Here is a 23,888-nt window from a genome sequence, read left to right as displayed (position 1 = left end):
GGTCGCGGGGGCGGGCGGTCCTCAGCAGATGCGGGGAAGCGGGTCGCCCACGAGCAGGTCCACGATCCGGGTGCCGCCGAACGCCGTACGCAGCAGGACCAGCCCCGGCGGGTCGTCCCGCACCGTGCCGATCACCGCCGCCCCCGCCCCGAGCGGATGCCCGCGCAGCACCTCCACCGCGCGCTCCGCGTGCCCGCCGTCCACCACGGCCACGAACCTGCCCTCGCACGCCACGTACAGCGGGTCGATGCCCAGCAGTTCGCACACGCCGGTCACCTCGGGCCGCACCGGCAGCGCCTCCTCCTCGGCCACCACGGACACGCCGGAGGCGGAGGCCACCTCGTTGAGGATGGTGGCCACCCCGCCGCGCGTGGCGTCGCGCAGCGCCCGTACCCGACCGGGCAGGGCGTCCAGCAGCGCGGCCACGATCCCGTGCAGCGGAGCCGTGTCGGAGACGATCGGCGCCTCGATGCCGAACTCGCCGCGCGCCAGCATGATCGCGGCGCCGTGCTCCCCGATCGGCCCGGACACGATGACCGCGTCGCCCGGCCGGGCGTGGGCGACCGACAGCTCCGCGGGCCGCTCCAGGAGGCCGACACCGGTGGTGGTGACGTAGCAGCCGTCGGCCTTGCCCCGCTGGACGACCTTGGTGTCGCCGGTGACGATCTCCACCCCGGCCGCGGTCGCCGCCGCCGCCATGGACGCGGCGATCCGCCGCAGGTCCGCGACGGGGAATCCCTCCTCCAGGATGAACCCGGCGGCCAGGTACGCCGGCCGCGCCCCGCACATCGCGAGGTCGTTGACGGTGCCGTTGACCGCGAGGTCGCCGATGTCGCCGCCGGGGAAGAACAGCGGGGACACCACGAACGAGTCGGTGGTGAACGCGACCCGCGCGTCGCCCGTCCGCAGCGTCGCCCCGTCCTCCAGAGGGGCCAGGAGCGGGTTGCGGAAGGCCTCCAGGAAGACCGCCTGGATCAGCGTCTGCGTGGCCTTGCCGCCCGCGCCGTGGGCCAGCGTGATCCGCTCCTCCCTGACCACCGGCTTGCGCCGCCTGGCCCGGGCGATCCGGTCGAGGACCTGCTGCTCGCGGTCGCGGTGCGGGGTGCCGGGAGCGGGGAACGGGTCCTCCTCGGACGCCGGCGCGCGCACCGGATCCGGGAGGTCCTCGTGCAGCGCGCCCCGCGGGGTGCCGGTCATGACCGGGTCGCCTCCCTCACGCGCTCGCGGCTGAAGCGGCCGAAGTTGTAGTACGCCGCGCAGGCGCCCTCGGAGGACACCATGCAGGTGCCGATGGGCGTCTCCGGCGTGCACGCCGTCCCGAACACCTTGCACTCCCACGGCTTGAGCACGCCCTTGAGCACCTCGCCGCACTGGCAGGACTTGGGGTCGGCCACGCGTAGCCCGGGCAGCTCGAAGATCCGTTCGGCGTCGAAGGCCGCGTACGCGTCGGACAGGCCGAGCGCCGAGTGGGAGATGAAGCCGAGCCCGCGCCACTCGAAGTGCGCCCGCATCCGCATCACCCGGCCGATGACGTCCATGGCCGTGCGATTGCCCTCCCACGGCACCACGCGCGCGTACTGGTTGGCCACCTCGCGGCGGCCCGCCGCGATCTGCCCGAGCAGCATGTGCACGGACTGCAGGATGTCCAGCGGCTCGAACCCGGCGACGACCAGCGGCTTGCCGTAGTCGCGGGCGATGAAGTCGTACGGCCGGCAGCCGATCACGGCCGAGACGTGGCCGGGCCCGATGAAGCCGTCCAGGCGCAGGTCCGGGGAGTCGAGGATGGCCTTGATCGCCGGAATGATCAGGACGTGGTTGCAGAAGACCGAGAAGTTGCGCACGTTCTCGGCGGCGGCCCGCAGCACGGTCATCGCCGTGGACGGCGCGGTCGTCTCGAACCCGATCGCCATGAACACCACCCGCCGCTCCGGGTTCTCCTTGGCGATCTTGAGGGCGTCGAGCGGGGAGTACACCATGCGGATGTCGGCGCCGGCGGCCTTGGCCTCCAGGAAGGAGCCGGTTCCGCCCGGCACCCGCATCATGTCGCCGAACGACGTCATGATCACGTCGGGCTGGGAGGCGATGTGGATGGCGTCGTCCACCCGCCCCATCGGGATCACGCACACCGGGCAGCCGGGGCCGTGCACGAGCACGACCTCCTCCGGCAGCAGGTCTTCCAGCCCGTGCTTGTAGATCGTGTGGGTGTGCCCGCCGCACACCTCCATGAACGTGTACCGGCGGCCCGGCTCGCACCGGGCGGCGATGTCCGCGGCCAGTGTCCGTGCCCTGTCCGCGTCGCGGTACTCATCGACGAACCGCACGCGCCCCCCTCACGTGATGTCCGACCGGCGCAGCGCGTCCAGCTCGTCGTCGTAGGCCTGCCCGAGGCCCTCCAGGTAGTCGAGCACCGCCTGCGCCTCCGACTCGGAGATCCTCGACAGCGCGAACCCCACGTGCACCAGCACCCAGTCGCCGACCTTCAGGTCCTCCTCCACGAGGAGGCCGACGTTGATCCGGCGGCGCACCCCGGCGACGTCCACCACGGCGAGGTCGGCGTTGTCCGGGTCGGCGGCGACGAGCTCACCGGGGATGCCCAGGCACATCGGCCGGCTCCTCCCCGAAGGTGATGGACTCCAGCACCAGCTCGTCGCCGCCGGAGACGTCCACGTCGGCGCTGCCGCACGGCGGGCAGACCGCCAGCACGTCCAGCGACTCGCAGCGCGCGCCGCAGGCCCGGCACGTGACGGTGACCGGCATGACGACGAGATCGACGGCGGCGTCCTGCGCGGCGGTGCCCGCCGCGGCGAGCGTGAAGGCCTGGCCGAACGCGTCGTCCACGACGGCGTGGCGGACGCCCACGCGCACCCGCGCGCCGGTGATCCGCCTGCCTCCGGCTCGCTGCTCCAGCAGCTCGACCAGGCCCTCGCACATTCCGATCTCGTGCATACGGCGCTACATCCGTTTCATCGTCAGATAACGCTTGATCTCCGGCCATTGGCGGGCAATCGCCGCGGTCACCACGGCTGTGGCGATCAATGCCGCTACTCGTGTCCTTCTCATGTCATGTCACCTCCTTCCGGATGCGGAGGCCGGGAGGCGGGCCCGGCGTTTTCCGCAATCATGTCCATCACCAGACGGACGGCTTGGCCGGCCGCCTGCCGCACGGGCTCGCTCAGCTCCACGAGCACGTCCTCGTCCGGCCCGCCGGCCGGCGCCATGGCGGGCTCGCAGCACACGACGACCACCCGGCCGGGCAGCCGGCCGAGCTCCCCGGCCAGGCGCAGCACCTGGACCGGGTCCATGCCGTGGCCCTCGACCTGCGCCCCCGAGGGCCCGCCCGCCGGGTCCGGCTCCAGCACCGTCAGCGTGCCGGGCGCCTCACCGCGCGGCGCGGCGTCCACGAGGATCGCGAGGTCGTAGTCCCGCTGGAGCGCGTAGACCAGGTCCATGCCGCGGATGCCGAAGTCGACCACGTCCACGCCGGCCGGCTGCGGCAGCGCGGCCATCCGGCGGGCCACCTCGACGCCGAACCCGTCGTCGCCGAGGAAGACGTTGCCGATGCCCGCGACGAGGATCCGCGTGCCCGGAGCCTGCGCGGCCGGCGCGTCCAGCGGCTCGACCTCGTCGGCCCCGTAGAAGAACCGGTGGCCCGGCATCCGGGCCTCACCGAGGTCGCGGCCCGGGTCGTCGTCGAGGGTCACCGCGAGGTGGAAGGCGCCCTCGTCGTCCTGCTCGATCGACTCGACGACGGCGACGCGGCCGTCCAGGACCAGGTCCATGATGTCGGTCCGCCCCAGCGCGGAGGGGCGCAGCCGGACCCGGGAGCCGGACCGTACGGGCCGCCCGGCGATGGTCACCACGTCGGGGCCACGCCGCTCCATCCGCGCCCAGAACCCCATCCCCACCATGCGATCGGCCCCGTCCCCCGAACCGTCGTTCATGTCGGCTCCGTGCGCAGGACCCCGTGCAGCCGCATGAGCCGCTCGGGCGTGAGGGCGTCGCACCGCTCCAGGATCTCCCTGCCCCGCGGGTCGCCCTCGCGGATCTCCCGCTTCTCCTCGTCGCTCAGCGCCAGCACGCTCAGCGTCAGCAGCTGGTCGATCTCCGTCGCGTCGAACAGGTCGCCCGGACTCTCCGGCGAGATCCGCGGGTGGTCGTACAGGATGATCGGCGCCGACAGCATCGTGTGCCGCTCGCCCTTCTCGCCGACGAGGACCGGCCAGGTGCCGACGTTGCCGCAGCTCTCCGCGTGGGCGCGCAGCTCCTCGGGCGGGTCCATCAGCGAGACGAACCGGCCGTCCGGCGCGTGCAGCACGCTGTGCGCCGAGACCAGGGTGCGCCGCATCGCGGCGGTACGGGTGCCGCCCTCCCACGCAGTGGTGTTGACCACGGTGACCGTCAGCCGGAACAGGCCGGGCTCCACCTGCTCGGCGCCCACCTCGACGTGCCCGCGCAGCTCCTCCCAGGACCGGAGCGCCGCGCCGGACCCGTCGGCGAGGACCTCGTACTCCCGCCCCGCGGGCACGTCGATCGCGACGCGGGCGGGCCGCCGCAGCAGGCCCTCCAGGGCCAGGCCGCACGCCGCCACCTCCCGCTCCACCGCCTCCTCCCGGACCAGCACGCGCACGCCGCCGGGCTCCGGCACGGTCTCGGGCACCCCGCCGGAGCCTCTGCCGGAGACCGGCTCCGGCACAGGCTCCGGTACGCCGTCCCGGAGCAGGGCCGGCTCCCGGACGACGACGTGCAGGAAGCGCACCCGCACGTCCACGGCCGCGCCGGGGTCCGCCTCCAGGAGGCACTGGGTCCGCATCAGCCACGGGTTGCCGTCGTGCGCCCGTCCGTACGGCTCGGGGTGCACGCCGCCGATCGTCCAGCGGTGCCGGTTCTTCAGCGCCGACTGCCGGTACGGCCACAGCAGGTAGCCCTCGTACAGCACGGCCCGCGCGATCTGCCCGACCTGGTCCATCAGCGGCTCCCCGCCTTCAGCGTCCATCAACGGCTCCCGCCTTCAGCAGCGACTCCACGACGTCGTCCCAGCCCGGCAGGGCGTTGCGGGTCCGGTAGGCGTGCAGCCGGTCGAACATGTCACGGCCCAGCCGTAGCCAGGCGTCTCCGGGGAAGTAGTGGTCCATGAGCTCCCGCCAGGTGGCGGCCGGCATGCGGAACCCGGCCTCGGTGTCCCACGGGAGGCGCGCGGCCCGCAGCGCCCCGCCGTCGAGGTGGAACGTCGTGCCGCTGAAGAGGAACTCCAGCGGGATCTCGCCGTCGCGCACGGCGTGGAGGTACTTGGCGGCGGCCACGTCGAAGTCGTAGGTACAGGGCACGCGTACCAGCGCGGCCGTCTCGCCGGTGAAGGCGGGCAGGTGCGTGACGGTCTGCGCCCACATCAGGCTGCCCAGGCTCCTGCCCCACAGCTCGGACGGCCCGAACACCTCCGCGAGCCGCTCGCGGCTCGCCTCGTCGTAGCCGCGGCGGGCGGCGGCGATGCGCAACTGCGTCTCCAGGATGACCGACCGCACCTCGCAGCCGCTCGCGTCGGTGATCCGCAGCGCGAACTCCAGCGCCGGCACGGCCGCGAACTCGGCGGCCCGGGCGTCCTCGACCGTGATGCGCAGGGCCGGAACGCCGCCGGCCGTCGTCGTGTCGGACACGGGATCAGGCGGGGGAGAGGTTGGGCATGTCGGGGTCGATGACGTCGCGGTCCGCGGCGTTGACGCCGGTGGAGCGCGCGGCGGTGGAGCGGCCGTCGATGAGGTGCCCCACCTGGCGCTCGTAGTGGCCCACGGCGTTGCCCTCGTTGACCCCCTTGATGTGCGAGGGCGTGTCGGGGCGCACCTGGCGCCGTCCCGTCCTGATGTGCGATTCGCTCTTGCGGGTCATCGCGTTCTCCCCTCAACTGTCGGGTTCCGGGCTGCGGGCACGGTCGTCGACCTCTCACGCAGCTCGCCGAAGAAGTCGTTGATCGCGTCCCAGACCCGCGCTCCTCCGGCGAGCCCCTTCCAGTGGGTACGCAGCAGGCCGACCAGGGCGTAGCAGTCGTCCACGGGCACGATCCAGTGCTCCCCGGCGGCGCCGGTCCGGTTGACGAGCAGGGCCTCGACGTCCGGTGTCACCCGCCGCAGCACCGGGTTGGCCTCCTCCAGCCGCCGCCACAGGGACGGCTCCAGCGGGGACTCGACGGCGCCGGCGGGGCTCGGGTAGAACAGCGCCGTACGCCGCGCCGCCGCGTCGTGGAGGAGGAACGCCATCCGGACCGGGATGCTCAGCCCGGCCCACGTCTCGTCGTCCAGCTCGAACCCGTCCAGGAGCCACCGGCGGTCGGGAACCAGCCGGTAGGGGCCGCCCACGGCGCCCGTGCCACCCGCGTCCTCCGAGTGCGGCGGGCCGCCCGGACCGTCGAACAGCACGGAGCACGGCCGGCAGGCGCAGCGCAGCTCGCGGGCCTTGAGATCGAGCAGGTGCCGGTGCGCCTCGGGAAGGGGGGCGGCGCACAGCTCGCACCGCTCCTCGGCCTCGCCCCCGGAGCCGACCACCCGCTGTCCCGGCGCCGCGCCCGGACGGGCGATGAGCCTGCGCAGCGCGCTCCCCGTCATCGGCGCCGCCTCACGCCCGCGTCCTCGGGGCCCTGAGCAGGCTCTCCACGGGGATCACCACGGGAGCCGGTACGGCGGCCGGCTCCTCCACCACGACCCGTTCGAACTCCGGCGCCGCGTCGCGCACCGCCTGCTCCACGGCCGCGCGCACCCGCGCCGCCGAGGACCGGCAGCCCCCGCCCGGCCGGCGCAGCCGCAGCCGCACCAGGTCGTCCTCGACCGCCACGACCTCCGCCTCCGCCCCGCCCAGCCGGTCCCGCGCCGCCTCCAGCGCGTGGCCGATGCGGGTGGTCGCGTCCAGCGGATGCAGGCCGTGCAGCAGCAGCAGGTGCGCCACCAGGCCGTCGGCCGCGATCCGCTCCGGCAGGCCGCCGCCGGCCGCGGCAGCCACGGCCATGACCCGCCCCAGCGCCTCGCCGTACAGGTCGAGCAGCGCCTCGGCGAGCTCCACGGCCCGCGGGTCCGCCCCGTCTTCGAGCAGCGCCTCGACGCGGCGCACCCGCTCGGTCACCTCCTGGTCGTCCATCGCGGATCAGCCCGGGACGCTCGTGCCGAGGGTGGGGGAGTGGACCTGCCGCAGCACCTTGCCGTCGCCGAGGTACATGTGCACGCCGCACGGCAGGCACGGGTCGAAGCTGCGGACGGTCCGCATGATGTCGATGCCCTTGAAGTTCTCCGGCCCGTTCTCCTCGAAGATGGGCAGGTCCTGCACCGCGTCCTCGTACGGGCCCGGCGTCCCGTAGATGTCGCGCGGGCTGGCGTTCCACGGCGTGGGCGGATACGGGTGATAGTTGGCGATCTTCCCGTCGCGGATGACCATGTGGTGCGACAGGACGCCCCGCACCGCCTCGTGGAAGCCGCAGCCGATCGCCTCGTCGGGCACGTCGAAGTCGGTGAAGACCTTGGTGCGCCCGGCCCTGACCTCGCTGAGCGCCTGCTCGACGAAGTGGAAGGCCAGCGCGGCGGCGTAGGCGACGAAGTACATCCGGGCCCGGTTGCGCTCGATCGTGTTGGCCCACTTCGGCACGTGCCACTCCAGCCGCGTCTCCGGCAGGGAGCCGGACTTCGGCAGGTTGATCTCCACGCTGTGCCCGGTGGCGCGGACGCCGCCGACGTCGACCAGCCCGGCCAGCGCCGTGCTCCACAGCCGGGCCAGCGGCCCGCCGCCGGTGTCCAGGGCCAGGTGGTCGCCGGTGCGCCGGTCGTACCAGCGGGGGCTCATGACCCAGCTGTAGTTGCCGTTCTCCAGGTCGCGCCGCTGCGGCTTGGGCAGCGTCGTCTGGTTCCACGGGTGGCGCTGGTCGACGGGGTTGCCGAGCGGGTCCTGGGTGACGAACGTCTCCTCGCCCTGCCAGTCGTCGTAGTACGAGCTGCCGAGCAGGATGCGGATGCCGAGGTTGATGTCGACGAGGTTGGTGGTCAGCAGCTCGCCGTCCAGCACGATGCCGGGCGTCACGAACATGGCCCGGCCCCACTCCTCCATGTGCCGGTAGTCGTAGTCGACCACGTTCGGGTCCTGGAACGCCCCCCAGCAGCCCAGCATGATCCGCCGCCGGCCGACCTCCTCGTAGCCGGGCAGCGCCTGGTAGAAGAAGTCGAAGACGTCGTCGTTCATGGGGACGGCCCGCTTGATGAAGTCGAGCGCCCGGACCAGCCGCACCAGGTAGTCGGTGAACACCTGCGGCGTGGCGACCGTGCCGACGCCGCCCGGGTAGACGGTCGACGGGTGCACGTGCCGGCCCTCCATGAGGCAGCACATCTCCCGGGTGAGCCGGCTGACCTGCAGCGCCTCGCGGTACACGTCGCCGGTGAACGGGTTGAAGGCCCGCATGATGTCGGCGATGGTCCGGTAGCCGTGGATGTCCCCCCGGGGCGCCTCCGTGGTCTCGGCGCGGCGCAGCATGCCAGGGTTGGTCTCCTTGACCATCTGCTCGCAGTAGTCGACGAAGACCAGGTTGTCCTGGAACAGCGTGTGGTCGAACATGTACTCGGCGGCCTCGCCGAGGTTGAGGATCCAGTCGGCCAGCGGCGGGGGCTTGATCCCGTACGCCATGTTCTGTGCGTAGACCGAGCAGACCGCGTGGTTGTCACCGCAGATGCCGCAGATGCGGCTGGTGATGAAGTGCGCGTCGCGCGGGTCCTTGCCCTTCATGAACACGCTGTAGCCGCGGAACAGGGACGAGGTGCTCTTGCACTCCGCGACCTGCCTGTTGTTGAAGTCGATCTTGGTGTAGATGCCCAGGTTGCCGATGATCCTGGTGATCGGGTCCCAGGACATCTCCACGAGCTGCCGCGTCTCCTGCGCCGGCACGGATCGGGTCGTCACCTCGACGCTCCCCCTTCTAGCCCTGCCAGCGGGGGTCGTACCCGCTGGTCAGCTTGCGTTCGTTGTGACGCCACTTCGGTTCGGTGTTGACCGTCTTGTTGGTGATGGCCCGCAGCCCGCGCACGAGCCCGCCGTAGACGCCCGCCATGCCCGCGGACACGGACGCCCCCGGCGGCTGGTCCATGAACGGCATGAACTTGTCCGGGAAGCCGGGCATCGTGCAGCCGATGCAGATGCCGCCCACGTTGGGGCAGCCGCCGATGCCGGCCATCCAGCCGCGCTTGGTGACGTTGCAGTTGACGACCGGGCCCCAGCAGCCCACCTTGACCTGGCACTTGGGCGAGTTGTAGTCGAGGGCGAAGTCGCCCTGCTCGTAATAACCCGCCCGGTCGCAGCCCTCGTGGACCGTCTTGCCGAACAGCCAGGTCGGCCGGAGCTGCCGGTCGAGCGGGATCATCGGAGCCAGCCCGGCCGCCTGGTACAGCAGCCAGGTCAGGGTCTCCATGAAGTTGTCCGGCTGCACCGGGCAGCCCGGCACGTTGACGATGGGCAGGCCGCCCGCGGAGCGGAAGTCCGGGCCCAGGTAGTCGGCCAGCCCCATCGAGCCCGTCGGGTTGCCCGCCATGGCGTGGATGCCGCCGTACGCCGCGCAGGTGCCGATCGCGACCACGGCCCACGCCCGGGGCGCGAGCCGGTCGATCCACTCGTTGACCGTGATGGGCTGCCCGGTCGCCGGGTCGTTGCCCATCGAGGTCCAGTAGCCGTCCCCGTTGATGTTCTCGTTCGGGATGGAGCCCTCCACCACGAAGATGAACGGGCCGAGCCGGTCCTCGGCCGCCTGGTGGAACGCGGCCATGAACGCGCCGCCGACCTCCGGGGCGAGCACCTTGTTGTGCAGGTGGACCTTGGGCAGGCCCGGCACGAGCCCGAGGAGGACGTCCTCGATGCTCGGCAGTGAGGCGGCCGTGATCGAGACGGTGTCCCCGTCGCAGCTCATGCCTTCGGACGTCCACAGGATGTGCACCTCATCCAGGGCGGTATCCGGCTTGGCTGTGCTCATGACCCCGAGCCCCCTTTGTCGGCCTGGCATCGCCGTACAGTGTCCATTCGGTCACCGTGTGTAGTGCTTTACCGCGTCCCGGAGGGTTGCAAACCATGACACCGATCGCGAAACCGCAATCGCCCGCCACGCTGTGTCAGCGCGCGGCGGATCGTGCGCGGGGCGCGCGGGTCAGGGGGGCGCCGGTCGAGCGGGCCGCCCAGAGCGCGATCGTGATGTACAGCACCTGCTCCGGGATCCGCACCCACAGCGGTGTGGCGGGGGCGCCCTGGAGGGGCACGCCGGCGAGCGCCGCGTACACGTTGGCCGGGAGCAGCAGCACGAAGAGGATGGCCAGGGCGACGCCGGCGGCCCGGCGGGTCGCCGTCAGGACCAGCCCGGCGGCGCCGAGCAGCTCCAGCACCCCGGTCACGTACACCATGAGGGCGGGGAGCGGCACGAAGGGCGGCACCATCGCCACCATGTCGGCGTGATTCGGCATGAAGGCGACACCGGCCGGCACGAAGTGCGCGCTCGCGGTGACGACGAGCAGCAGTGCCAGCGCGTGGGCCGCGCTGATCGGCCAGCTCGCGAACCGGCGGACGCCGAGCCGGCCCAGCAGGCGCAGGCCGAGTGTCGTGGCCAGGAGAAGGACGATGAGGGAGAACATGGGACTCCTTTAGATAGTTCAACTATCCGATCGCTGGATAGCTTAGCTATCTAATATGGTCGTGTCCATGTCGGGTGCGCCCGTGTGGCCGGGCGTCCGGGTATCCGGGCATGTCGCCAAATCACCGGACGAATATCACTATTGACGACATCCGAAACCGGCGCCTACGTTCGACCGGACCGGTCTGAACAGGCCGGGCTGAACAGGTAGGTCTGATGGACGACACGCAGGACACACGCGCCGGCGGGCGGCTCAAGGTGGAGACGCACGGGCTCGACGTGATCGGGGACGCCGATCGGAAAGGACGCCCCCGCCAGCTGTTCTGGCCCTGGTTCGCGGCCAACGTCTCGGTCCTCGGGCTGAGCTACGGCTCGTTCGCCCTCGGCTTCGGGATCTCGTTCTGGCAGGCGCTGGTCGCCGGGGCCGTCGGGATCGTCTTCTCCTTCCTGCTGTGCGGGTTCGTCGCCGTGGCCGGCAAGCGGGGCTCGGCCCCGACGATGGTGCTGAGCCGGGCGGCGTTCGGCGTGCGCGGCAACCGGCTCCCGTCCGCGATCTCGTGGATGCTCACCCTCGGCTGGGAGACCGCCCTGACGGCGCTCGCCACGCTGGCCGCCGCGACCGTCCTCGACCGCCTCGGCTGGGGCGGCGGCACCTCCACCAAGGCGATCGCGCTCCTCGTGGTGACCGCGCTGATCGTCGCCGGCGGCGTCATGGGCTTCGACGTCATCATGCGCATGCAGACCGTCATCACGGTGGTGACCGGGGTGCTGACCGTGGCGTACATCGTCCTGGTCCTGCCGCACATCCACTGGGACGCCGTGCAGTCGGTGGCGCCGGGCTCGGCCCAGCAGTTCATCGGCGCCCTGGTGTTCATGGTGACCGGGTTCGGGCTGGGCTGGGTCAACGCGGCCGCCGACTACTCGCGCTACCTGCCGCGCCGGTCGTCGAGCAAGGGGGTGGTGGGCTGGACGACCTTCGGGGCGTCGCTGGCGCCGCTGGTCCTGCTGGTGTTCGGCCTGCTGCTGGCGGGCTCGTCCCCGGGGCTGAACAAGGCGGTCGCCGCGGACCCGATCGGGGCGCTGACCACGGTCCTGCCCACGTGGTTCCTCATCCCGTTCGCGGCGGTGGCGGTGCTCGGCCTGGTCGGCGGGGCGGTGCTCGACATCTACTCCTCCGGGCTGGCGCTGCTGGCGGCCGGCCTGCGGGCGCCGCGCTACGTCGCCGCGCTGATCGACGGGGCGCTGATGGTGGCGGGCACCGTGTACATCGTGTTCGTCGCCGACGACTTCCTCGGCCCGTTCATGGGGTTCCTCACCACACTCGGCGTCCCGATCGCCGCCTGGTGCGGCGTCATGCTGGCCGACCTCGCGCTGCGCCGCCGCGACTACGACGAGGCCGACCTCTACCGCCCGCGGGGCCGCTACGGTGACGTGCCGCTGCTGCCCGTCGCGGTCGTGGGCGCCGGCGCCGTCCTCGGCTGGGGCCTGGTCACCAACGGCGGCGCGAGCTGGCTGGCCTGGCAGGGCTACCTGCTCGGCCCGCTCGGGCTGGGTGGCAAGGAGGGCGACTGGGCCTTCGCCAACCTGGGCGTCCTGGTCGCGCTGGCCGTCGGCTTCGTCGCCATGCTGGTGCTCGGCCGGTCGCGGGTCCGCGCCCAGGAGAGCGCGCCGTCCTCCACCGAGACCGCCGAGGAGGCGCGGGCATGACGTCGCGCGCGGGTTGGCTGTCGGTCATCGACATGCAGCGGGTCTTCGGCGAGCCGGACAGCCCCTGGTTCGCCCCCCGCTTCGCCGAGACCGTCGAGCCGATCAGGAAGCTGGTCGGCGCCTTCGGCCCCCGGGTCACGTTCACCCGCTTCGTCGCCCCCGAGGCGCCCGCCGGGGCCTGGGCGGACTACTACGAACGCTGGCCGTTCGCCCTGCAGGCACCCGACTCCCGCGCGTACGGGCTGGTGGACGACCTCGCCGGCCTGGCCGCCGACGCCGGCCCGACGCTGGACGCCCCGACGTTCGGCAAGTGGACGCCGGAGCTGGCCGGCCGGGTCGGCCCGGACGGCCGCCTGGTGCTGGCGGGCGTGTCCACCGACTGCTGCGTGCTGTCCACGGCCCTGGCCGCGGCCGACGCCGGCGCCGAGGTGCTCGTCGCCGCCGACGCGTGCGCGGGCGCGGACGACACGAGCCACCAGCGGGCCCTGGAGGTCATGCGGCTGTACGAGCCGCTGATCCGCGTCGTCACCGTGGCCGACATCCTGGCCCCGCCCGGCTGACCGAGGCCGCGCCTCTCACTGCCCCGGAGCGCGACCCCGGGATCCCCGCGCGCCCGCCCGTCCGCCACCATGGCTTCATGGGTGCCTGGGTCCACATACGCGGCTGGCTGGAGCTCCACGGGCAGCGGCCGGAGGCGGAGCGCGTCATCCGTGCGAGCGGCGGTGCGGGCTGGGCCTTTCCCGAGGGCGGCTGGCTGGACGCGGCCTGCTACGCCCGGGCCGTCCGGGAGGCCGGTGCCGCCGACGTCCTGGAGCAGGTCCGCGCGCTCGCCGCCCTCCCGGCGGCCGACGAGGACGGCGACCGCGTCTGCGGACTCTTCCTGGCCTTCCACGAGGTGGACGGCCAGTTCGAGTGGCAGGTCAGGGACGGCGGCGTCTTCGTCGGCCCCGCCGAGCCGCGCCACGACTACCTGTGGAGATAGCCGGCCGTCCCGCCCCCGCCGCCCGGCCGGTCACCGGCACGCGCCGGTCATTGGCACGCACCGGCCCCCGGGCGCGTGCCGGCTGCTGCTTCACGGCCCCGGCTTCCCGGCCTCCGGCGAAGGCCGGAGCCTCTTCTAGGGCCGGTAGCCGACGTGGTGGAGGAGGGTGCGCAGGCGGCGCTCGACCTCCGCCGGGGTCACCTCCTCCTCGCCCCGCAGCAGGACGAACCCGATCGAACCGGCCAGGACGTCCTGGAGGACGCCGGGATCGGTGTCCGGCGGGAGGTGGCCGTCGGCGACGGCGCGCCGGGCGACGTCGGCGAGGGCGTCGATCCGGGGCCGGAGGTAGCGTTCGGTGTAGGCGGTCACCAACTTCGGGTAGTCCACCGAGGCGCCGATGACGCGCGCCATCAGCGCCCGGAACCGGGGCCGGCCCAGAAGTTCCGCGACATACCCGATCAGCTCCTCCAGGGACCGCCCGGCGGTGGGCGGCGCTTCGAGGCCGGGGTCACGGGCGTGCTCCAGGGCCGCCATGAGGAGCTCCTCCTTGGAGCGCCAGCGCCGGTAGACGGTCAGCTTGGCCACGCCGGCGCGCTGGGCGACCGCCTCGATGCTGGTGCCCGCGGCCCCTCGCTCGATCAGCAGGTCCAGCGCCGCGTCGAGGATCGCGGCGTCGTTGCCGGGGTCACGGGGACGGCCGCGCTCTACGCCGGCCACAGCACCTGATCGAGCCATGCCGCCAGTCTGTCGGGTGCCGGGCGGCCACGCCAACCGATGTGCCCGTCGGGCCGGACCAGTACCACGTCACGCGGGTCCCAGCCGTGCTCCCGGCCATGGGCGGCCGGCACGGGGACGAGGGCGGTGACGAGGCCGGCGCCGAGCCGGGCCCCGGCGGCCTCGGCGTGCCGGTCGGCGACGCGCCGGTCGGCGGCGAGTACCACCCACCGCCCGAGGACGGCCGCGTGCAGGGTGACCTCGCCGCCGGCGGCGTCCAGGCACCTGATGTCCGGCATCCGGTCGCCCGGGCGGGGGCCGGAGGTCCACCAGTGCGTCTCCGGGGCCAGCGGCCCGCCCCGGTAGCTGATGCCGAGCTGGGACGCGGCCAGCCACAGCCGGCGCTGCACGGCCTGCAGGCGGACGGCCGGCAGCACCATCTTGTCGCGGAGCAGGCGTTTCCACTGCGTGTCGGGCAACATGATGTCCACCGCGGTGCTGGTGGCCCGCAGGACGTTGCGGGCCAGCGGGCGCCGCTCGCCCTCGTAGGTGTCGAGGAGCCGCCGGTCGGCGCGGCCGCGCGTCACGAGCACCAGCTTCCAGGCGAGGTTCTCCGCGTCGCCCAGTCCGGTGTTCTGGCCCTGACCGCCGGTGGGGCTCTGGATGTGCGCGGCGTCGCCCGCGATGAGGATCCGGCCGCGGCGGTAGGCCTCGGCGAGGCGGCGGTGGATCCGGAACTCCGAGGCCCAGCGGACTTCCTCGACCGTGTCCCGCCCTACGCCGCTGCGGCGGGCGAACTCCTCCAGCACCCGATCGGTGATCTCGCTCTCGGACAGCTCGTCCGGCAGGTCCGCCGGTGGCTCGGTGAACACCCGCCAGGTGTCGTCCGGCAGTGCGGTCACCGACAGCATGTGACCGGCGTCCATCCAGGTCGTGCTGCCGTTCCGGTCGAAGGGCCACCGGGCCCGCACGTCGACCATGAGCAGGCGTTCGATGAGGGCGCGGCCGGGAAAGGCGATCCCGGCGAGCTTGCGCACCGCGCTGTGCGCGCCGTCGCAGCCGACGAGCCAGCCGGTCCCGGTGCGCTGCTCGGCGCCGTCGCCCGTCTGGAGGGTGACGGTGACGGCCTCGCCGTCCTGCCGGGCCCCGGCCACGCGGGTGCCCCACTCGACGTCGCCGCCCAGCTCCAGAAGCCGTCGCCGCAGGACTCCCTCGACCTCGGCCTGCGAGACCAGCAGCGCCTGTTTCGGCTGGTCCATCACCGCCTGGCCGACCTGGAGCCGCAGCACGGTGCGGGATCCCTCGTTGTAGGACATGTGGAGCGAGCGCTGCGACCGCTCCGGCAGGTCGCCGAGCGCGCCGATCCGTTCCAGGACCTCGGCGCCGCGTGGTTGCAGACCGAGCGCCCTTGAGGTGGTGGCGGGGGCGGGGGCGGCGTCGACGACCCGGACAGGGACGTCGTGCAGCGTGAGGTGGACGGCGAGGGCCAGCCCCGTGGGGCCGGCTCCGGCAATGAGCACGGTGTCAGTCATTTAATAAACGATACCGTACCGATTACTAAATACGCCCGGCCCTCCCCGACAGCGGCGCCTGATCGGTTACGGCGTGACCGGGAGGTGGCGGAGGTCGGCCGCCATGCGGGCGGCGGTCTCGGTGAGTGCGGGCAGGACGTCGCGCAGCAGGTCGTCGGGCGTGGCGCGGCTGGCGTGGGTGGCGACGTTGACGGCCGCCACGACCCGTCCGTCCCGGCCGCGTACGGGCACCGCGATCGACCGCACCCCCTCCTCCAGCTCCTGGTCCACCAGGGCGTAGCCGTCCTCGCCGGCCCGGTGGACCGCCCGTGCGAACGCGGCGGGGGACGTGACGGTGTGGCGGGTCAGCGGCCGGAGCGTGATGGCGGCCAGCCGCTCCTCGGGCTGGTCCGCGAGCAGGACCCGGCCCATGGAGGTGGCGTACGCGGGGAAGCGCGTGCCGACCCTGATGTCGACGGTCATGATGCTCGCGGTCGGCACCCGAGCCACGTACAGGACGTCGTCGCCGGACAGCACCGCGACGGAGGCCGAATGGCGCAGCCGCGCCACCAGGTCCGCCAGGTGCGGCTGGACGACCTCGCCGAACGAGAGCTCCGACAGGTGGGCGTAGCCCAGCTCCATCACCCGGGGCAGCGGCGTGAAGCGGGAGCCGTCGGCCGCCGCGTACCCGAGGCGTTCCAGGGTCAGCAGCGACCGCCGCACCGTGGCACGGGGGAGCCCCGTGGCCCTGGCGACGTCGGCCAGGGTGGAGCCGCCGGGCGTCGAGCCGAGCGCCGCCAGCACGGCCAGCCCACGCGCCAGCGACCGCAGGCCGCCGTCCGAGCCGTCCGAGCCGTCCGAGCCGTCCGCTGGAGCGTTCACGGCGGCCGGTCGGCGGATGTCCACGGGGGCGGGCAGGGCGGACTCCCGGGCGGGGCGGGGGGCGGCCAGGGTCGCTTCCATCTCCGTGACCGTCCTGAGCAGGCTGGGCATGGCGTGCTCGCGCAGCCCGGCGGCGGTGTGCCTGCTGGTGTGGCTGACCACGCTCACCGCGCAGACCGGCGTGCCGTCCGGGTCCCGTACGGGCATCGCGACCGCGACCAGGCCCGGCTCGACGAGCTGGTCGTCCTCGGCCCACGGCGCGCCGGGATCGAGGAGGACGAGGCCCGCCGCGCAGCGGGCGGCGGGCAGCAGGTCGCCGACCCGGAAGGCCACCGACATGGTGCGCCGCCGCGTGAACTGGCCGACGAAGCGGACCCCGTCGCCGTCGAGGACGGCCAGCGACACCGACTCGTCCAGCTCCCGGGCCAGCCCCTCCGCGAGCGGCGCCAGCCGGTCACGCAGGCCGCCGAAGGCCAGGTACGCCTCGCCCAGCTCCATCAGGCGCGGGGCGAGCCGCACGTCGCGCCCGTCGAACCGCACGTAGTCCAGGCGGGCGTACGTGGCCAGGACGCGGTCGATCGTGGACCTGGCCAGCCCCGTCGCGTGCACCAGATCCGTCGCGCGCATCCGCTGCGCGGGCTCGGCGGTCAGCGCCCGCAGGACGGCGAGCCCGCGCTCCAGGGTTCCGGCCGGCTCCATCCGCCCCTCCTCCGACAGCTCATGACGTACGGCCCGGGACGCCCGCCGGATGGCTGAGGCGGCCCGCCCGCCAGGTCGGCGTGCCGCCTCGAGACTGTTTGACAGCGGCGTCGCGGCGTCCGCATACTCGTCCGACAATAGTGAACTGAAGTTCGCTGTGCGAACACATCCGGTGAGCGGAGGGAGCGTCGTGCGGGGAGACAAGGTGGTCGCCACCGCCGGTGAGGCGCTGGCCGGCGTGCGTGACGGCGCCTCGTTCGCGGTCGGCGGCTTCGGCCTCAGCGGCATCCCGAGCGTGTTGATCCAGGCCCTGCACGCCACCGGGGTGAGCGGCATCTCCGTGGTGTCGAACAACTGCGGAGTCGACGGCGGCGGCCTGGGCGTCCTGCTGGCGGCCGGGCGCATCGCCCGCGTGACCGCCTCCTACATCGGCGACAACAAGGAGTTCGCCCGCCAGTACCTGACGGGGAGGCTGGAGGTCGAGCTGACCCCGCAGGGCAGCCTGGCCGAGCGGCTGCGCGCGGGCGGCGCCGGGATCCCCGCCTTCTACACCCCTGCCGGCGTGGGCACGCCCGTCGCCGAGGGCGGCCTGCCGCTGCGCCACCACCCCGACGGCTCGATCGACGTCGCCTCGCCGCCCAAGGAGATCCGCGAGTTCGACGGCCGGCCGTACGTGCTGGAGCACGGCATCACGACGGACTTCGCGCTCGTCCGCGCGGCCAAGGGGGACCGGCACGGCAACCTGGTCTTCGGCAAGTCCGCCCGCAACTTCAACCCGCTGGCCGCGATGGCCGGGCGGGTCACGATCGCCGAGGTCGAGGAGCTGACCGAGCTGGACCCCGACGAGGTTCACCTGCCCGGCGTGTTCGTCCAGCGCCTGCTGGTGCTCACGCCCGAGCAGGCCGCCGACAAGGCCGTCGAGAAGCGGACGGTCGCCCTGTGAGCTGGACCCGGGACGAGATGGTCGCGCGGGCGGCGGCGGAGCTGCGCGACGGCGACTACGTCAACCTCGGCATCGGCCTGCCCACCCGGATCCCGTCGTTCCTTCCTCAGGACGTGGACGTGGTCCTGCACTCGGAGAACGGCATCCTCGGCGTCGGCCCCTATCCCGCCGAGCACGAGCTGGACCCTGACCTGATCAACGCGGGCAAGGAGACGGTGACCGTCCGGCCGGGCGCGTCGTTCTTCGACTCGGCGCTGTCGTTCGGGATGATCCGCGGCGGGCACATCGACGTGGCGGTGCTCGGCGGGATGCAGGTGTCGGCGCGCGGGGACCTGGCGAACTGGATGGTTCCCGGCAGGCTGGTCAAGGGTATGGGCGGGGCGATGGACCTGGTCCACGGCGCGCGCCGGGTCATCGTGATCATGGAGCACACCGCCAGGGACGGCACGCCGAAGATCGTCGAGGAGTGCACGCTGCCGCTCACCGGCCGGGCGTGCGTGCACCGGATCATCACCGACCTCGGCGTGCTGGACGTCGCCGGCGACGGGCTGAGACTGGTCGAGACCGCGCCCGGCGTCACCCCGGCCGAGCTGCGCGACCGCACGGCCGCGGAGGTCCACGCGTGACGGCCCGCCGCCGCCGAGGCGGCCGTCGTGGCCGAGCCGTCTCAGCAGCCGTCGCAGTCGAGCCGTCGCAGTCGAAAGGTAGCCGCTCATGATGCCACCCCTCACCCAGGCCGACATCGACAAGGAGATGGCCGAGATCCGCGCCGCGCGCGACGGCCGGCATGCGGATCATCCCGACCGGGACTACGCCCCCTACCGCAGCACCGCGCTGCGCCACCCGAAGCAGCCCCTGGTGGCGCTGAAGGACCCCGAGGCGACGGAGCTGACCGGCCCGGTCTTCGGCGTCACGGACGTCACCGCGCTCGACGCCGACCTGACCCGGCAGCACCTCGGCGAGCCGCTGGGCGAGCGGATCACCGTGCAGGGCCGCGTCCTCGACAGGGACGGGCGGCCGGTGCGCGGCCAGCTCGTGGAGATCTGGCAGGCCAACGCCTCCGGCCGCTACCCGCATCAGCGCGACGACCATCCCGCGCCGCTCGACCCCAACTTCACCGGCGTCGGCCGCTGCCTCACCGACGACGAGGGCCGGTACGCGTTCACCACGATCAAGCCCGGCGCCTACCCGTGGCGCAACCACGTCAACGCCTGGCGGCCGGCCCACATCCACTTCTCGGTGTTCGGCACGGCCTTCACCCAGCGGCTGGTCACACAGATGTACTTCCCGAACGACCCGCTCTTCCCGTACGACCCGATCCTGAACTCCGTCACCGACGAGCGGGCCAGGCAGCGGCTGGTGTCCGCCTACGACCACGAACTGTCCCGGCCCGAGTGGTCGCTCGGCTACCGCTGGGACATCGTCCTCGACGGCCCCGCCGCGACCTGGATGGAGGAAGGCCGATGAACCCCACCCCCTCGCAGACCGTCGGCCCCTTCTACGGCTACGCGCTGCCGTTCCCCGGCGGCGGTGACCTCGCCGCCGGCGGGATCACCGTGCACGGGTACGTCCACGACGGCGCGGGCGCGCCGGTGCCGGACGCGCTGCTGGAGTTCTGGCAGGCCGATCCCACCGGTGACCTGCGGGGCGCTCCGGGCACGCTGCGCCGCGACCCGGTGAACGGGGCGATCATCGGCAGGCACGGCGTGGACTTCACGGGGTTCGGCCGGGTGCCGACCGACGCCGACGGCCGCTGGACCCTGCGCACCCTGGTGCCCGGCACCGGGTACATCAGCGTCTGCGTGTTCGCCCGCGGCCTGCTGCACCACCTCTACACCCGCATCTACCTGGCCGAGCGCCCCTTCCTCGACACGCTGCCGCCCGAGCGGGCGCGCACGCTCCTGGCCACGCGCGAGCGCGAGGACGTCTACCGGTTCGACGTCCACCTGCAGGGCGAGAAGGAGACGGTGTTCTTTGACTTCGGCTGACCGGCCCGCGGACCTCGGGCTGTTGTCGCCCATGCGGGCCGCGACCGAGGCCACCGGTGACGCCGCCGTCGTGCGGGCGATGCTGGACGCGGAGGCCGCGCTCGCCCGCGCGCAGGCGGCCCTCGGCCTGGTTCCGGCGGAGGCGGCCGACGCCGTCACCGCCGCCGCCCGGGAGGTCGTCCCCGACGTGGCCGGCCTGGCGGAACGCGCCCGCTCCGGCGGCAATCCGGTCATCCCGCTGGTGGAGGACCTGCGCGCGGCAGCGGAGCCGTACGGGGCGTACGTCCACCTGGGCGCCACCAGCCAGGACGTTCTCGACACCGCCCTCATGCTCGTCGCCCACCGCGCCCTCGGCGCCGTGACGGACCACCTGGACCAGGTGATCGACCGGCTGTCCGGGCTGGCGGCCGAGCACCGCGACACGGTCATGGCCGCCCGCACGCTCACCCAGCAGGCGGTGCCGACCACGTTCGGGCTGAAGGCGGCGGGCTGGCGCAAGCTGACTGTGGACGCCCGGTCCCGGCTGCTCGCCGCCCGGCGGGCGCTGCCGGTGCAGCTCGGCGGCCCGGCCGGCACCCTCGCCCCGGCCGGCACCCTCGCCCCGGCCCGCTCCGCGCCCGCCCAAGGGGCCGATGGCGCGCCGGGTGGTGAGGCCGTACTGGGCCTGCTGGCCGCCTTCGCCGCCGAGACCGGGCTGGCCGAGCCCCTGCTGCCGTGGCATGTGCTGCGCACCCCCGTCGCCGACCTGGCCGGGGCGCTCGCGTTCACCGCCGGAGCGCTGGGCAAGGTCGCGGCCGACGTGCTGGTGCTCTCCCGTACCGAGATCGGCGAGGTGACGGAGGGCGTCGGCGGCGGCTCGTCGTCCATGCCGCACAAGCACAACCCGGTGCGCGCCACGATGATCGCCGCCGCCGCCCGCCAGGTGCCCGCGCTCGCCGCGATCCTCTACGGCTCGCTGGCCGCCGAGGACGAGCGGCCCGCGGGGGCCTGGCACGCCGAGTGGCAGCCGCTGCGTGAGGCGCTGCGGCTGGTCGCCGGTGCCGTCCGCGACGCCGCCGAGCTGCTCGGCGACCTGCGGGTGGACCCCGCCAGGATGCGCGCCAACCTGGAGGTGGACGGCACGCCCGGTTGCGCGGCGGCCCTCGTGGACCGGGCGCTGGAGGAGAGATGACGTCGCTGCGGTACCGGCTGGACGGGCCCGAAGGCGGGCAGCCGCTCGTGCTGGGGCCGTCGCTCGGCACGTCCACGCGCGTGTGGGAGCCGCAGCTCGCCGCGCTGACCCGGACGTTCCGGGTGCTCAGGTTCGACCTGCCCGGCCACGGCGGCTCACCGTGGCCCGCGGGCGCCCTCACCGTCGACGCCCTCGCGGAGCGGGTGCTGGAGCTGGCCGAAGCGGTCGGCATGGGCGGCGCGGGCGGCTTCCACTACGCGGGTGTCTCGATCGGCGGGGCGATCGGCGCGACCCTGGCGGCACGCCACCCCGGCCGCGTGCGCTCGCTGGCGATGATCTGCTCCTCCGCCCGGTTCGGCGAGCCGCGGGCCTGGCGGGAGCGGGGGCGGCTGGTCCGGGAGCAGGGCACCGCGGTGCTGCTGGAGGCCACCGCCGGGCGGTGGTTCGCCGGCCCCGCCGACCGGGCGCTGCTGGACGACCTCGCGGCCACGGACCCGGAGGGGTACGCCGCCTGCTGTGACGCCCTGGCCGGCTACGACCTGCGGGGCGACCTCGGCGCCATCGCCGTTCCCACGCTGGTGCTGGCCGGGCGGGACGACCCGGCGACGCCGCCCGCCCATGCGAGGGAGCTGGCCGACGGCATCGCCGGCGCCACGCTCGTGGAGGTGCCGGGTGCCGCCCACCTGGCCAACGTCGACCAGCCGGAGAAGGTCACGTCCGCCCTGCTCGCGCATCTGCCTGCCGAGTCCGGCATGCGGGTGCGGCGCGAGGTGCTGGGCGACGAGCACGTGGACCGGGCGATCGCCCGCACCTCCGGCTTCACCAGGGACTTCCAGGACTTCATCACCCGCTACGCCTGGGGCGAGATCTGGACCCGGCCGGGCCTGGACCGCCGTACCCGCAGCTGTGTCACCCTGACCGCGCTCGTCGCCCGGGGCCACCTCGATGAGCTGGCCATGCACGTCCGCGCCGCCCTCCGCAACGGCCTCACCCCGGACGAGATCGGCGAGGTGCTGCTCCAGAGCGCCGTCTACTGCGGCGTGCCCGCCGCCAACGCCGCCTTCGCCGTGGCGCAGCGCGTCCTGTCCGAGGGCCCGGGCACGCCGGCCTGAGGGCTCACTCCTCCACGTGGATGGCCAGGGCGGGGCAGACCGCCGCGGCCTGCCGGACGTCGTCGGCCAGCTCGGCGGGCGGCGTGGGGTCGAGCAGGATCGCGATGCCGTCCTCGTCGCGCTGGTCGAACACGTCCATGGCGGACATCACGCACTGCCCGGAGGCGACGCACTTGTCCTGATCGATGGTGATCTTCACGGTTCCTCTTGCTCTTGGTGGGTTACCAGGTGACGGGAAGTTCGTAGACGCCGTAGACCTGGCCGTCGTGCTTGAACGGGATCGCGTCCAGGTCCGTGGCCAGGCGCAGGGTGGGGACGCGCCGGTAGAGGGTGCTGTAGACCACCTGGAGCTCCATGCGGGCCAGGGGCTGGCCCAGGCACTGGTGCACGCCGAAGCCGAAGGCCACGTGGCGGCGGGCGTCGCGGCGGATGTCCAGGTCGTCGGGCTCGGGGAAGGCGCCGGGGTCGCGGTTGGCGATGTCGTTGGCCATGATCATGCCCTCGCCGGCGCGGATCACCTGGCCGGCGATCTCGATGTCCTCCAGGGCGACCCGGCGGCGGCCGCTGTGGGTGATGTTCAGGTAGCGCAGCAGCTCCTCCACGGCTCCGGCGACCAGCTTCGGGTCGTCGCCGTCGCGCAGGAGCGCGAGCTGGTCCGGGTTCTGCAGCAGGGCCAGCGTGCCGAGCGCGATCATGTTGGCGGTGGTCTCGTGCCCGGCGATGAGCAGGAGCACGCCCATCTGGGCGGCGCCCTCCCGGGTCAGCTCGCCGGCCGTGACCCGCCCGGCCAGCTGCGACAGCAGGTCGTCCGCGGGCTCGGCGAGCTTGCGTCCCACCAGGTCGTCCAGGTACGCGGTCAGCCGGCCGCCGGCCGCGGCCCGCTCCTCGGGGGCCGCGTCACGCCTGATGACGGTCTTGCTGTTGTCCTGGAAGAAGTCGTGGTCGGCGTACGGGACGCCGAGCAGCTCGCAGATCACCAGCGAGGGCACCGGCAGCGCGAACGCCTCGACCAGGTCCACCGGCTTCGGGCCGGTCAGCAGGTCGTCGATCAGGTCGTCGACGATCTTCTGCACGGCCGGGCGCATGGCCTCCACCCGCTTGACGGTGAACGGCGCCTGAACCATGCGGCGCAGCCGGTGGTGCTCGGGGTCGTCCATCAGGATGAAGCTGGCGAACGAGCCCTTGGGGAGGGGGGCCGGAGCCGGATAGCCGGGGCGCGTGATGTCGGCGCTGACCCTCGGGTCCGCCATCAACGCCCGCTGCTCGGCGTAACGGGTCACCACCCACGGCGTGCTGCCGTCCCACAGCCGGACCCGCGCGATCGGGCCCTCCTCCTGCAGGGACCGCAGGCCCGGCGGCGGGTCGAACGGGCACCCGGCCGCCCTGGCCATCGGGAACTCCGGGACGACGGCCGAGTCCGCGCCGGCCGCGCTCAGCATGTCGGTCATCGCGTGCTCTTCTCCTTGTCGGGACGTCGCCACGACGCGCCTGGGGCCGTCGTGGCGACGCGGGGTCCTGTGGGCACGGCAGATCGGAAGAGCGGGGGGGTTGG

General features: G+C 73.4%; 27 protein-coding genes. 9 read left to right on the top strand and 18 right to left on the bottom strand.

The window, feature by feature from the left end:
• Window positions 1–21 precede the first annotated feature (21 nt).
• The 13 genes from hypE to ABZS51_RS33215 all read right to left on the bottom strand — a co-directional run bounded on the left by hypE (window position 22) and on the right by ABZS51_RS33215 (window position 10,628).
• A complete protein-coding gene (gene hypE / locus ABZS51_RS33275; RefSeq protein ID WP_355449470.1) occupies window positions 22–1,197 on the bottom strand; it encodes a hydrogenase expression/formation protein HypE in 1,176 nt (391 codons plus the stop codon).
• Window positions 1,194–2,321, bottom strand: a complete 1,128-nt coding sequence (hypD, locus tag ABZS51_RS33270; RefSeq protein WP_310714869.1) for a hydrogenase formation protein HypD — start codon at window positions 2,319–2,321, stop codon at window positions 1,194–1,196. Before hypD ends, hypE begins: the two co-directional genes overlap by 4 nt.
• 9 nt (window positions 2,322–2,330) lie before the next feature.
• Window positions 2,331–2,603 carry a HypC/HybG/HupF family hydrogenase formation chaperone gene (locus ABZS51_RS33265; RefSeq protein ID WP_355449467.1) on the bottom strand — a complete coding sequence of 91 codons (273 nt, stop codon included), beginning with the start codon at window positions 2,601–2,603 and terminating at the stop codon, window positions 2,331–2,333.
• Complete coding sequence (locus tag ABZS51_RS33260) at window positions 2,581–2,946, bottom strand: hydrogenase maturation nickel metallochaperone HypA (RefSeq protein WP_310714873.1); 366 nt, start codon at window positions 2,944–2,946, stop codon at window positions 2,581–2,583. Before ABZS51_RS33260 ends, ABZS51_RS33265 begins: the two co-directional genes overlap by 23 nt.
• Before the next feature lie 110 nt (window positions 2,947–3,056).
• Complete coding sequence (locus ABZS51_RS33255) at window positions 3,057–3,941, bottom strand: hydrogenase maturation protease (protein WP_355449464.1); 885 nt, start codon at window positions 3,939–3,941, stop codon at window positions 3,057–3,059.
• Window positions 3,938–4,993 carry a hypothetical protein gene (locus ABZS51_RS33250; RefSeq protein ID WP_355449461.1) on the bottom strand — a complete coding sequence of 352 codons (1,056 nt, stop codon included), beginning with the start codon at window positions 4,991–4,993 and terminating at the stop codon, window positions 3,938–3,940. The genes ABZS51_RS33255 and ABZS51_RS33250 overlap by 4 nt, the downstream gene beginning before the upstream one ends.
• Window positions 4,983–5,651 (bottom strand): DUF6084 family protein, encoded by a 669-nt coding sequence (locus tag ABZS51_RS33245; RefSeq protein ID WP_355449458.1) that lies wholly within the window; start codon window positions 5,649–5,651, stop codon window positions 4,983–4,985. Before ABZS51_RS33245 ends, ABZS51_RS33250 begins: the two co-directional genes overlap by 11 nt.
• 4 nt (window positions 5,652–5,655) lie before the next feature.
• Entirely contained in the window at window positions 5,656–5,880 is a 225-nt protein-coding gene (locus tag ABZS51_RS33240; protein WP_310714882.1) for a hypothetical protein, read from the bottom strand.
• Window positions 5,877–6,593, bottom strand: coding sequence for a DUF5947 family protein (locus ABZS51_RS33235; RefSeq protein ID WP_355449455.1), 717 nt, complete (start codon window positions 6,591–6,593; stop codon window positions 5,877–5,879). Before ABZS51_RS33235 ends, ABZS51_RS33240 begins: the two co-directional genes overlap by 4 nt.
• Before the next feature lie 10 nt (window positions 6,594–6,603).
• Window positions 6,604–7,119 (bottom strand): NifU family protein, encoded by a 516-nt coding sequence (locus ABZS51_RS33230; RefSeq protein ID WP_355449452.1) that lies wholly within the window; start codon window positions 7,117–7,119, stop codon window positions 6,604–6,606.
• 6 nt (window positions 7,120–7,125) lie between these two features.
• Window positions 7,126–8,919, bottom strand: a complete 1,794-nt coding sequence (locus tag ABZS51_RS33225) for a nickel-dependent hydrogenase large subunit (RefSeq protein ID WP_355449450.1) — start codon at window positions 8,917–8,919, stop codon at window positions 7,126–7,128.
• A 16-nt stretch (window positions 8,920–8,935) separates the two neighbouring features.
• A complete protein-coding gene (locus ABZS51_RS33220; RefSeq protein ID WP_355449447.1) occupies window positions 8,936–9,979 on the bottom strand; it encodes a hydrogenase expression protein HypE in 1,044 nt (347 codons plus the stop codon).
• A 136-nt stretch (window positions 9,980–10,115) separates the two neighbouring features.
• Entirely contained in the window at window positions 10,116–10,628 is a 513-nt protein-coding gene (locus tag ABZS51_RS33215) for a hypothetical protein (RefSeq protein WP_355449444.1), read from the bottom strand.
• A gap of 215 nt (window positions 10,629–10,843) precedes the next feature.
• On the opposite strand from ABZS51_RS33215, the gene ABZS51_RS33210 reads away from it, so the two are divergent.
• The 3 genes from ABZS51_RS33210 to ABZS51_RS33200 all read left to right on the top strand — a co-directional run bounded on the left by ABZS51_RS33210 (window position 10,844) and on the right by ABZS51_RS33200 (window position 13,316).
• Window positions 10,844–12,334: a cytosine permease gene (locus tag ABZS51_RS33210; RefSeq protein WP_355449441.1), complete on the top strand. Its 1,491-nt coding sequence runs from the start codon at window positions 10,844–10,846 to the stop codon at window positions 12,332–12,334.
• Window positions 12,331–12,894 (top strand): isochorismatase family protein, encoded by a 564-nt coding sequence (locus ABZS51_RS33205; RefSeq protein WP_355449438.1) that lies wholly within the window; start codon window positions 12,331–12,333, stop codon window positions 12,892–12,894. The genes ABZS51_RS33210 and ABZS51_RS33205 overlap by 4 nt, the downstream gene beginning before the upstream one ends.
• 77 nt (window positions 12,895–12,971) lie before the next feature.
• Window positions 12,972–13,316, top strand: a complete 345-nt coding sequence (locus ABZS51_RS33200; RefSeq protein ID WP_355449435.1) for a hypothetical protein — start codon at window positions 12,972–12,974, stop codon at window positions 13,314–13,316.
• Between the two features lie 135 nt (window positions 13,317–13,451).
• Here the strand turns inward: ABZS51_RS33200 and ABZS51_RS33195 are convergent, their stop codons facing one another.
• From ABZS51_RS33195 to ABZS51_RS33185, 3 genes are all read right to left on the bottom strand, one after another.
• Window positions 13,452–14,051 (bottom strand): TetR/AcrR family transcriptional regulator, encoded by a 600-nt coding sequence (locus ABZS51_RS33195; RefSeq protein ID WP_355449432.1) that lies wholly within the window; start codon window positions 14,049–14,051, stop codon window positions 13,452–13,454.
• The gene (locus ABZS51_RS33190; protein WP_355449429.1) at window positions 14,021–15,562 is read right to left on the bottom strand and encodes an FAD-dependent monooxygenase; all 1,542 of its coding nucleotides are present in this window, start codon (window positions 15,560–15,562) and stop codon (window positions 14,021–14,023) included. The genes ABZS51_RS33195 and ABZS51_RS33190 overlap by 31 nt, the downstream gene beginning before the upstream one ends.
• A 66-nt stretch (window positions 15,563–15,628) precedes the next feature.
• The gene (locus ABZS51_RS33185; protein ID WP_355449426.1) at window positions 15,629–17,122 is read right to left on the bottom strand and encodes an IclR family transcriptional regulator C-terminal domain-containing protein; all 1,494 of its coding nucleotides are present in this window, start codon (window positions 17,120–17,122) and stop codon (window positions 15,629–15,631) included.
• A 190-nt stretch (window positions 17,123–17,312) separates the two neighbouring features.
• Between ABZS51_RS33185 and ABZS51_RS33180 the strand changes: the two genes are divergently transcribed.
• The 6 genes from ABZS51_RS33180 (at window position 17,313) to pcaC (ending at window position 22,336) form a co-directional block, all read left to right on the top strand.
• The gene (locus ABZS51_RS33180) at window positions 17,313–18,065 is read left to right on the top strand and encodes a CoA transferase subunit A (protein WP_355449424.1); all 753 of its coding nucleotides are present in this window, start codon (window positions 17,313–17,315) and stop codon (window positions 18,063–18,065) included.
• Entirely contained in the window at window positions 18,062–18,691 is a 630-nt protein-coding gene (locus ABZS51_RS33175) for a CoA transferase subunit B (RefSeq protein WP_355449421.1), read from the top strand. Before ABZS51_RS33180 ends, ABZS51_RS33175 begins: the two co-directional genes overlap by 4 nt.
• Window positions 18,692–18,782: 91 nt before the next feature.
• On the top strand, window positions 18,783–19,532 hold the full coding sequence (gene pcaH / locus ABZS51_RS33170) for a protocatechuate 3,4-dioxygenase subunit beta (RefSeq protein ID WP_355449518.1): 750 nt from the start codon (window positions 18,783–18,785) through the stop codon (window positions 19,530–19,532).
• Window positions 19,529–20,053: a protocatechuate 3,4-dioxygenase subunit alpha gene (gene pcaG, locus ABZS51_RS33165; protein WP_355449418.1), complete on the top strand. Its 525-nt coding sequence runs from the start codon at window positions 19,529–19,531 to the stop codon at window positions 20,051–20,053. Before pcaH ends, pcaG begins: the two co-directional genes overlap by 4 nt.
• On the top strand, window positions 20,040–21,224 hold the full coding sequence (gene pcaB / locus ABZS51_RS33160) for a 3-carboxy-cis,cis-muconate cycloisomerase (protein ID WP_355449415.1): 1,185 nt from the start codon (window positions 20,040–20,042) through the stop codon (window positions 21,222–21,224). Before pcaG ends, pcaB begins: the two co-directional genes overlap by 14 nt.
• The gene (gene pcaC, locus ABZS51_RS33155; RefSeq protein ID WP_355449412.1) at window positions 21,221–22,336 is read left to right on the top strand and encodes a 4-carboxymuconolactone decarboxylase; all 1,116 of its coding nucleotides are present in this window, start codon (window positions 21,221–21,223) and stop codon (window positions 22,334–22,336) included. Before pcaB ends, pcaC begins: the two co-directional genes overlap by 4 nt.
• Window positions 22,337–22,340: 4 nt before the next feature.
• Here pcaC and ABZS51_RS33150 read toward each other — a convergent pair whose 3' ends face one another.
• Together ABZS51_RS33150 and ABZS51_RS33145 are read right to left on the bottom strand one after the other, a co-directional pair.
• Window positions 22,341–22,535 (bottom strand): ferredoxin, encoded by a 195-nt coding sequence (locus ABZS51_RS33150; protein ID WP_355449409.1) that lies wholly within the window; start codon window positions 22,533–22,535, stop codon window positions 22,341–22,343.
• Window positions 22,536–22,557: 22 nt separating this feature from the next.
• A complete protein-coding gene (locus tag ABZS51_RS33145; RefSeq protein WP_355449406.1) occupies window positions 22,558–23,784 on the bottom strand; it encodes a cytochrome P450 in 1,227 nt (408 codons plus the stop codon).
• Window positions 23,785–23,888: the final 104 nt, after the last annotated feature.

Source organism: Nonomuraea sp. NPDC005501 (genome assembly GCF_040605905.1).
GTDB lineage: Bacteria > Actinomycetota > Actinomycetes > Streptosporangiales > Streptosporangiaceae > Nonomuraea.
This window is presented reverse-complemented; position numbering and strand designations above follow the sequence as displayed.

What these genes read in the sequence shown, in the direction of transcription:
- ABZS51_RS33185 (WP_355449426.1), bottom strand. Translation starts at nt 17,122, where the DNA reads ATGGAGCCGGCCGGAACCCTGGAGCGCGGGCTCGCCGTCCTGCGGGCG.
- ABZS51_RS33230 (WP_355449452.1), bottom strand. Translation starts at nt 7,119, where the DNA reads ATGGACGACCAGGAGGTGACCGAGCGGGTGCGCCGCGTCGAGGCGCTG.
- ABZS51_RS33220 (WP_355449447.1), bottom strand. Translation starts at nt 9,979, where the DNA reads ATGAGCACAGCCAAGCCGGATACCGCCCTGGATGAGGTGCACATCCTG.
- ABZS51_RS33240 (WP_310714882.1), bottom strand. Translation starts at nt 5,880, where the DNA reads ATGACCCGCAAGAGCGAATCGCACATCAGGACGGGACGGCGCCAGGTG.
- hypE (WP_355449470.1), bottom strand. Translation starts at nt 1,197, where the DNA reads ATGACCGGCACCCCGCGGGGCGCGCTGCACGAGGACCTCCCGGATCCG.
- ABZS51_RS33235 (WP_355449455.1), bottom strand. Translation starts at nt 6,593, where the DNA reads ATGACGGGGAGCGCGCTGCGCAGGCTCATCGCCCGTCCGGGCGCGGCG.
- pcaG (WP_355449418.1), top strand. Translation starts at nt 19,529, where the DNA reads ATGAACCCCACCCCCTCGCAGACCGTCGGCCCCTTCTACGGCTACGCG.
- ABZS51_RS33260 (WP_310714873.1), bottom strand. Translation starts at nt 2,946, where the DNA reads ATGCACGAGATCGGAATGTGCGAGGGCCTGGTCGAGCTGCTGGAGCAG.
- ABZS51_RS33250 (WP_355449461.1), bottom strand. Translation starts at nt 4,993, where the DNA reads ATGGACGCTGAAGGCGGGGAGCCGCTGATGGACCAGGTCGGGCAGATC.
- pcaH (WP_355449518.1), top strand. Translation starts at nt 18,783, where the DNA reads ATGCCACCCCTCACCCAGGCCGACATCGACAAGGAGATGGCCGAGATC.
- ABZS51_RS33200 (WP_355449435.1), top strand. Translation starts at nt 12,972, where the DNA reads ATGGGTGCCTGGGTCCACATACGCGGCTGGCTGGAGCTCCACGGGCAG.
- pcaC (WP_355449412.1), top strand. Translation starts at nt 21,221, where the DNA reads ATGACGTCGCTGCGGTACCGGCTGGACGGGCCCGAAGGCGGGCAGCCG.
- ABZS51_RS33195 (WP_355449432.1), bottom strand. Translation starts at nt 14,051, where the DNA reads ATGGCTCGATCAGGTGCTGTGGCCGGCGTAGAGCGCGGCCGTCCCCGT.
- ABZS51_RS33265 (WP_355449467.1), bottom strand. Translation starts at nt 2,603, where the DNA reads ATGTGCCTGGGCATCCCCGGTGAGCTCGTCGCCGCCGACCCGGACAAC.
- ABZS51_RS33210 (WP_355449441.1), top strand. Translation starts at nt 10,844, where the DNA reads ATGGACGACACGCAGGACACACGCGCCGGCGGGCGGCTCAAGGTGGAG.
- ABZS51_RS33190 (WP_355449429.1), bottom strand. Translation starts at nt 15,562, where the DNA reads ATGACTGACACCGTGCTCATTGCCGGAGCCGGCCCCACGGGGCTGGCC.
- ABZS51_RS33215 (WP_355449444.1), bottom strand. Translation starts at nt 10,628, where the DNA reads ATGTTCTCCCTCATCGTCCTTCTCCTGGCCACGACACTCGGCCTGCGC.
- ABZS51_RS33255 (WP_355449464.1), bottom strand. Translation starts at nt 3,941, where the DNA reads ATGAACGACGGTTCGGGGGACGGGGCCGATCGCATGGTGGGGATGGGG.
- ABZS51_RS33205 (WP_355449438.1), top strand. Translation starts at nt 12,331, where the DNA reads ATGACGTCGCGCGCGGGTTGGCTGTCGGTCATCGACATGCAGCGGGTC.
- ABZS51_RS33145 (WP_355449406.1), bottom strand. Translation starts at nt 23,784, where the DNA reads ATGACCGACATGCTGAGCGCGGCCGGCGCGGACTCGGCCGTCGTCCCG.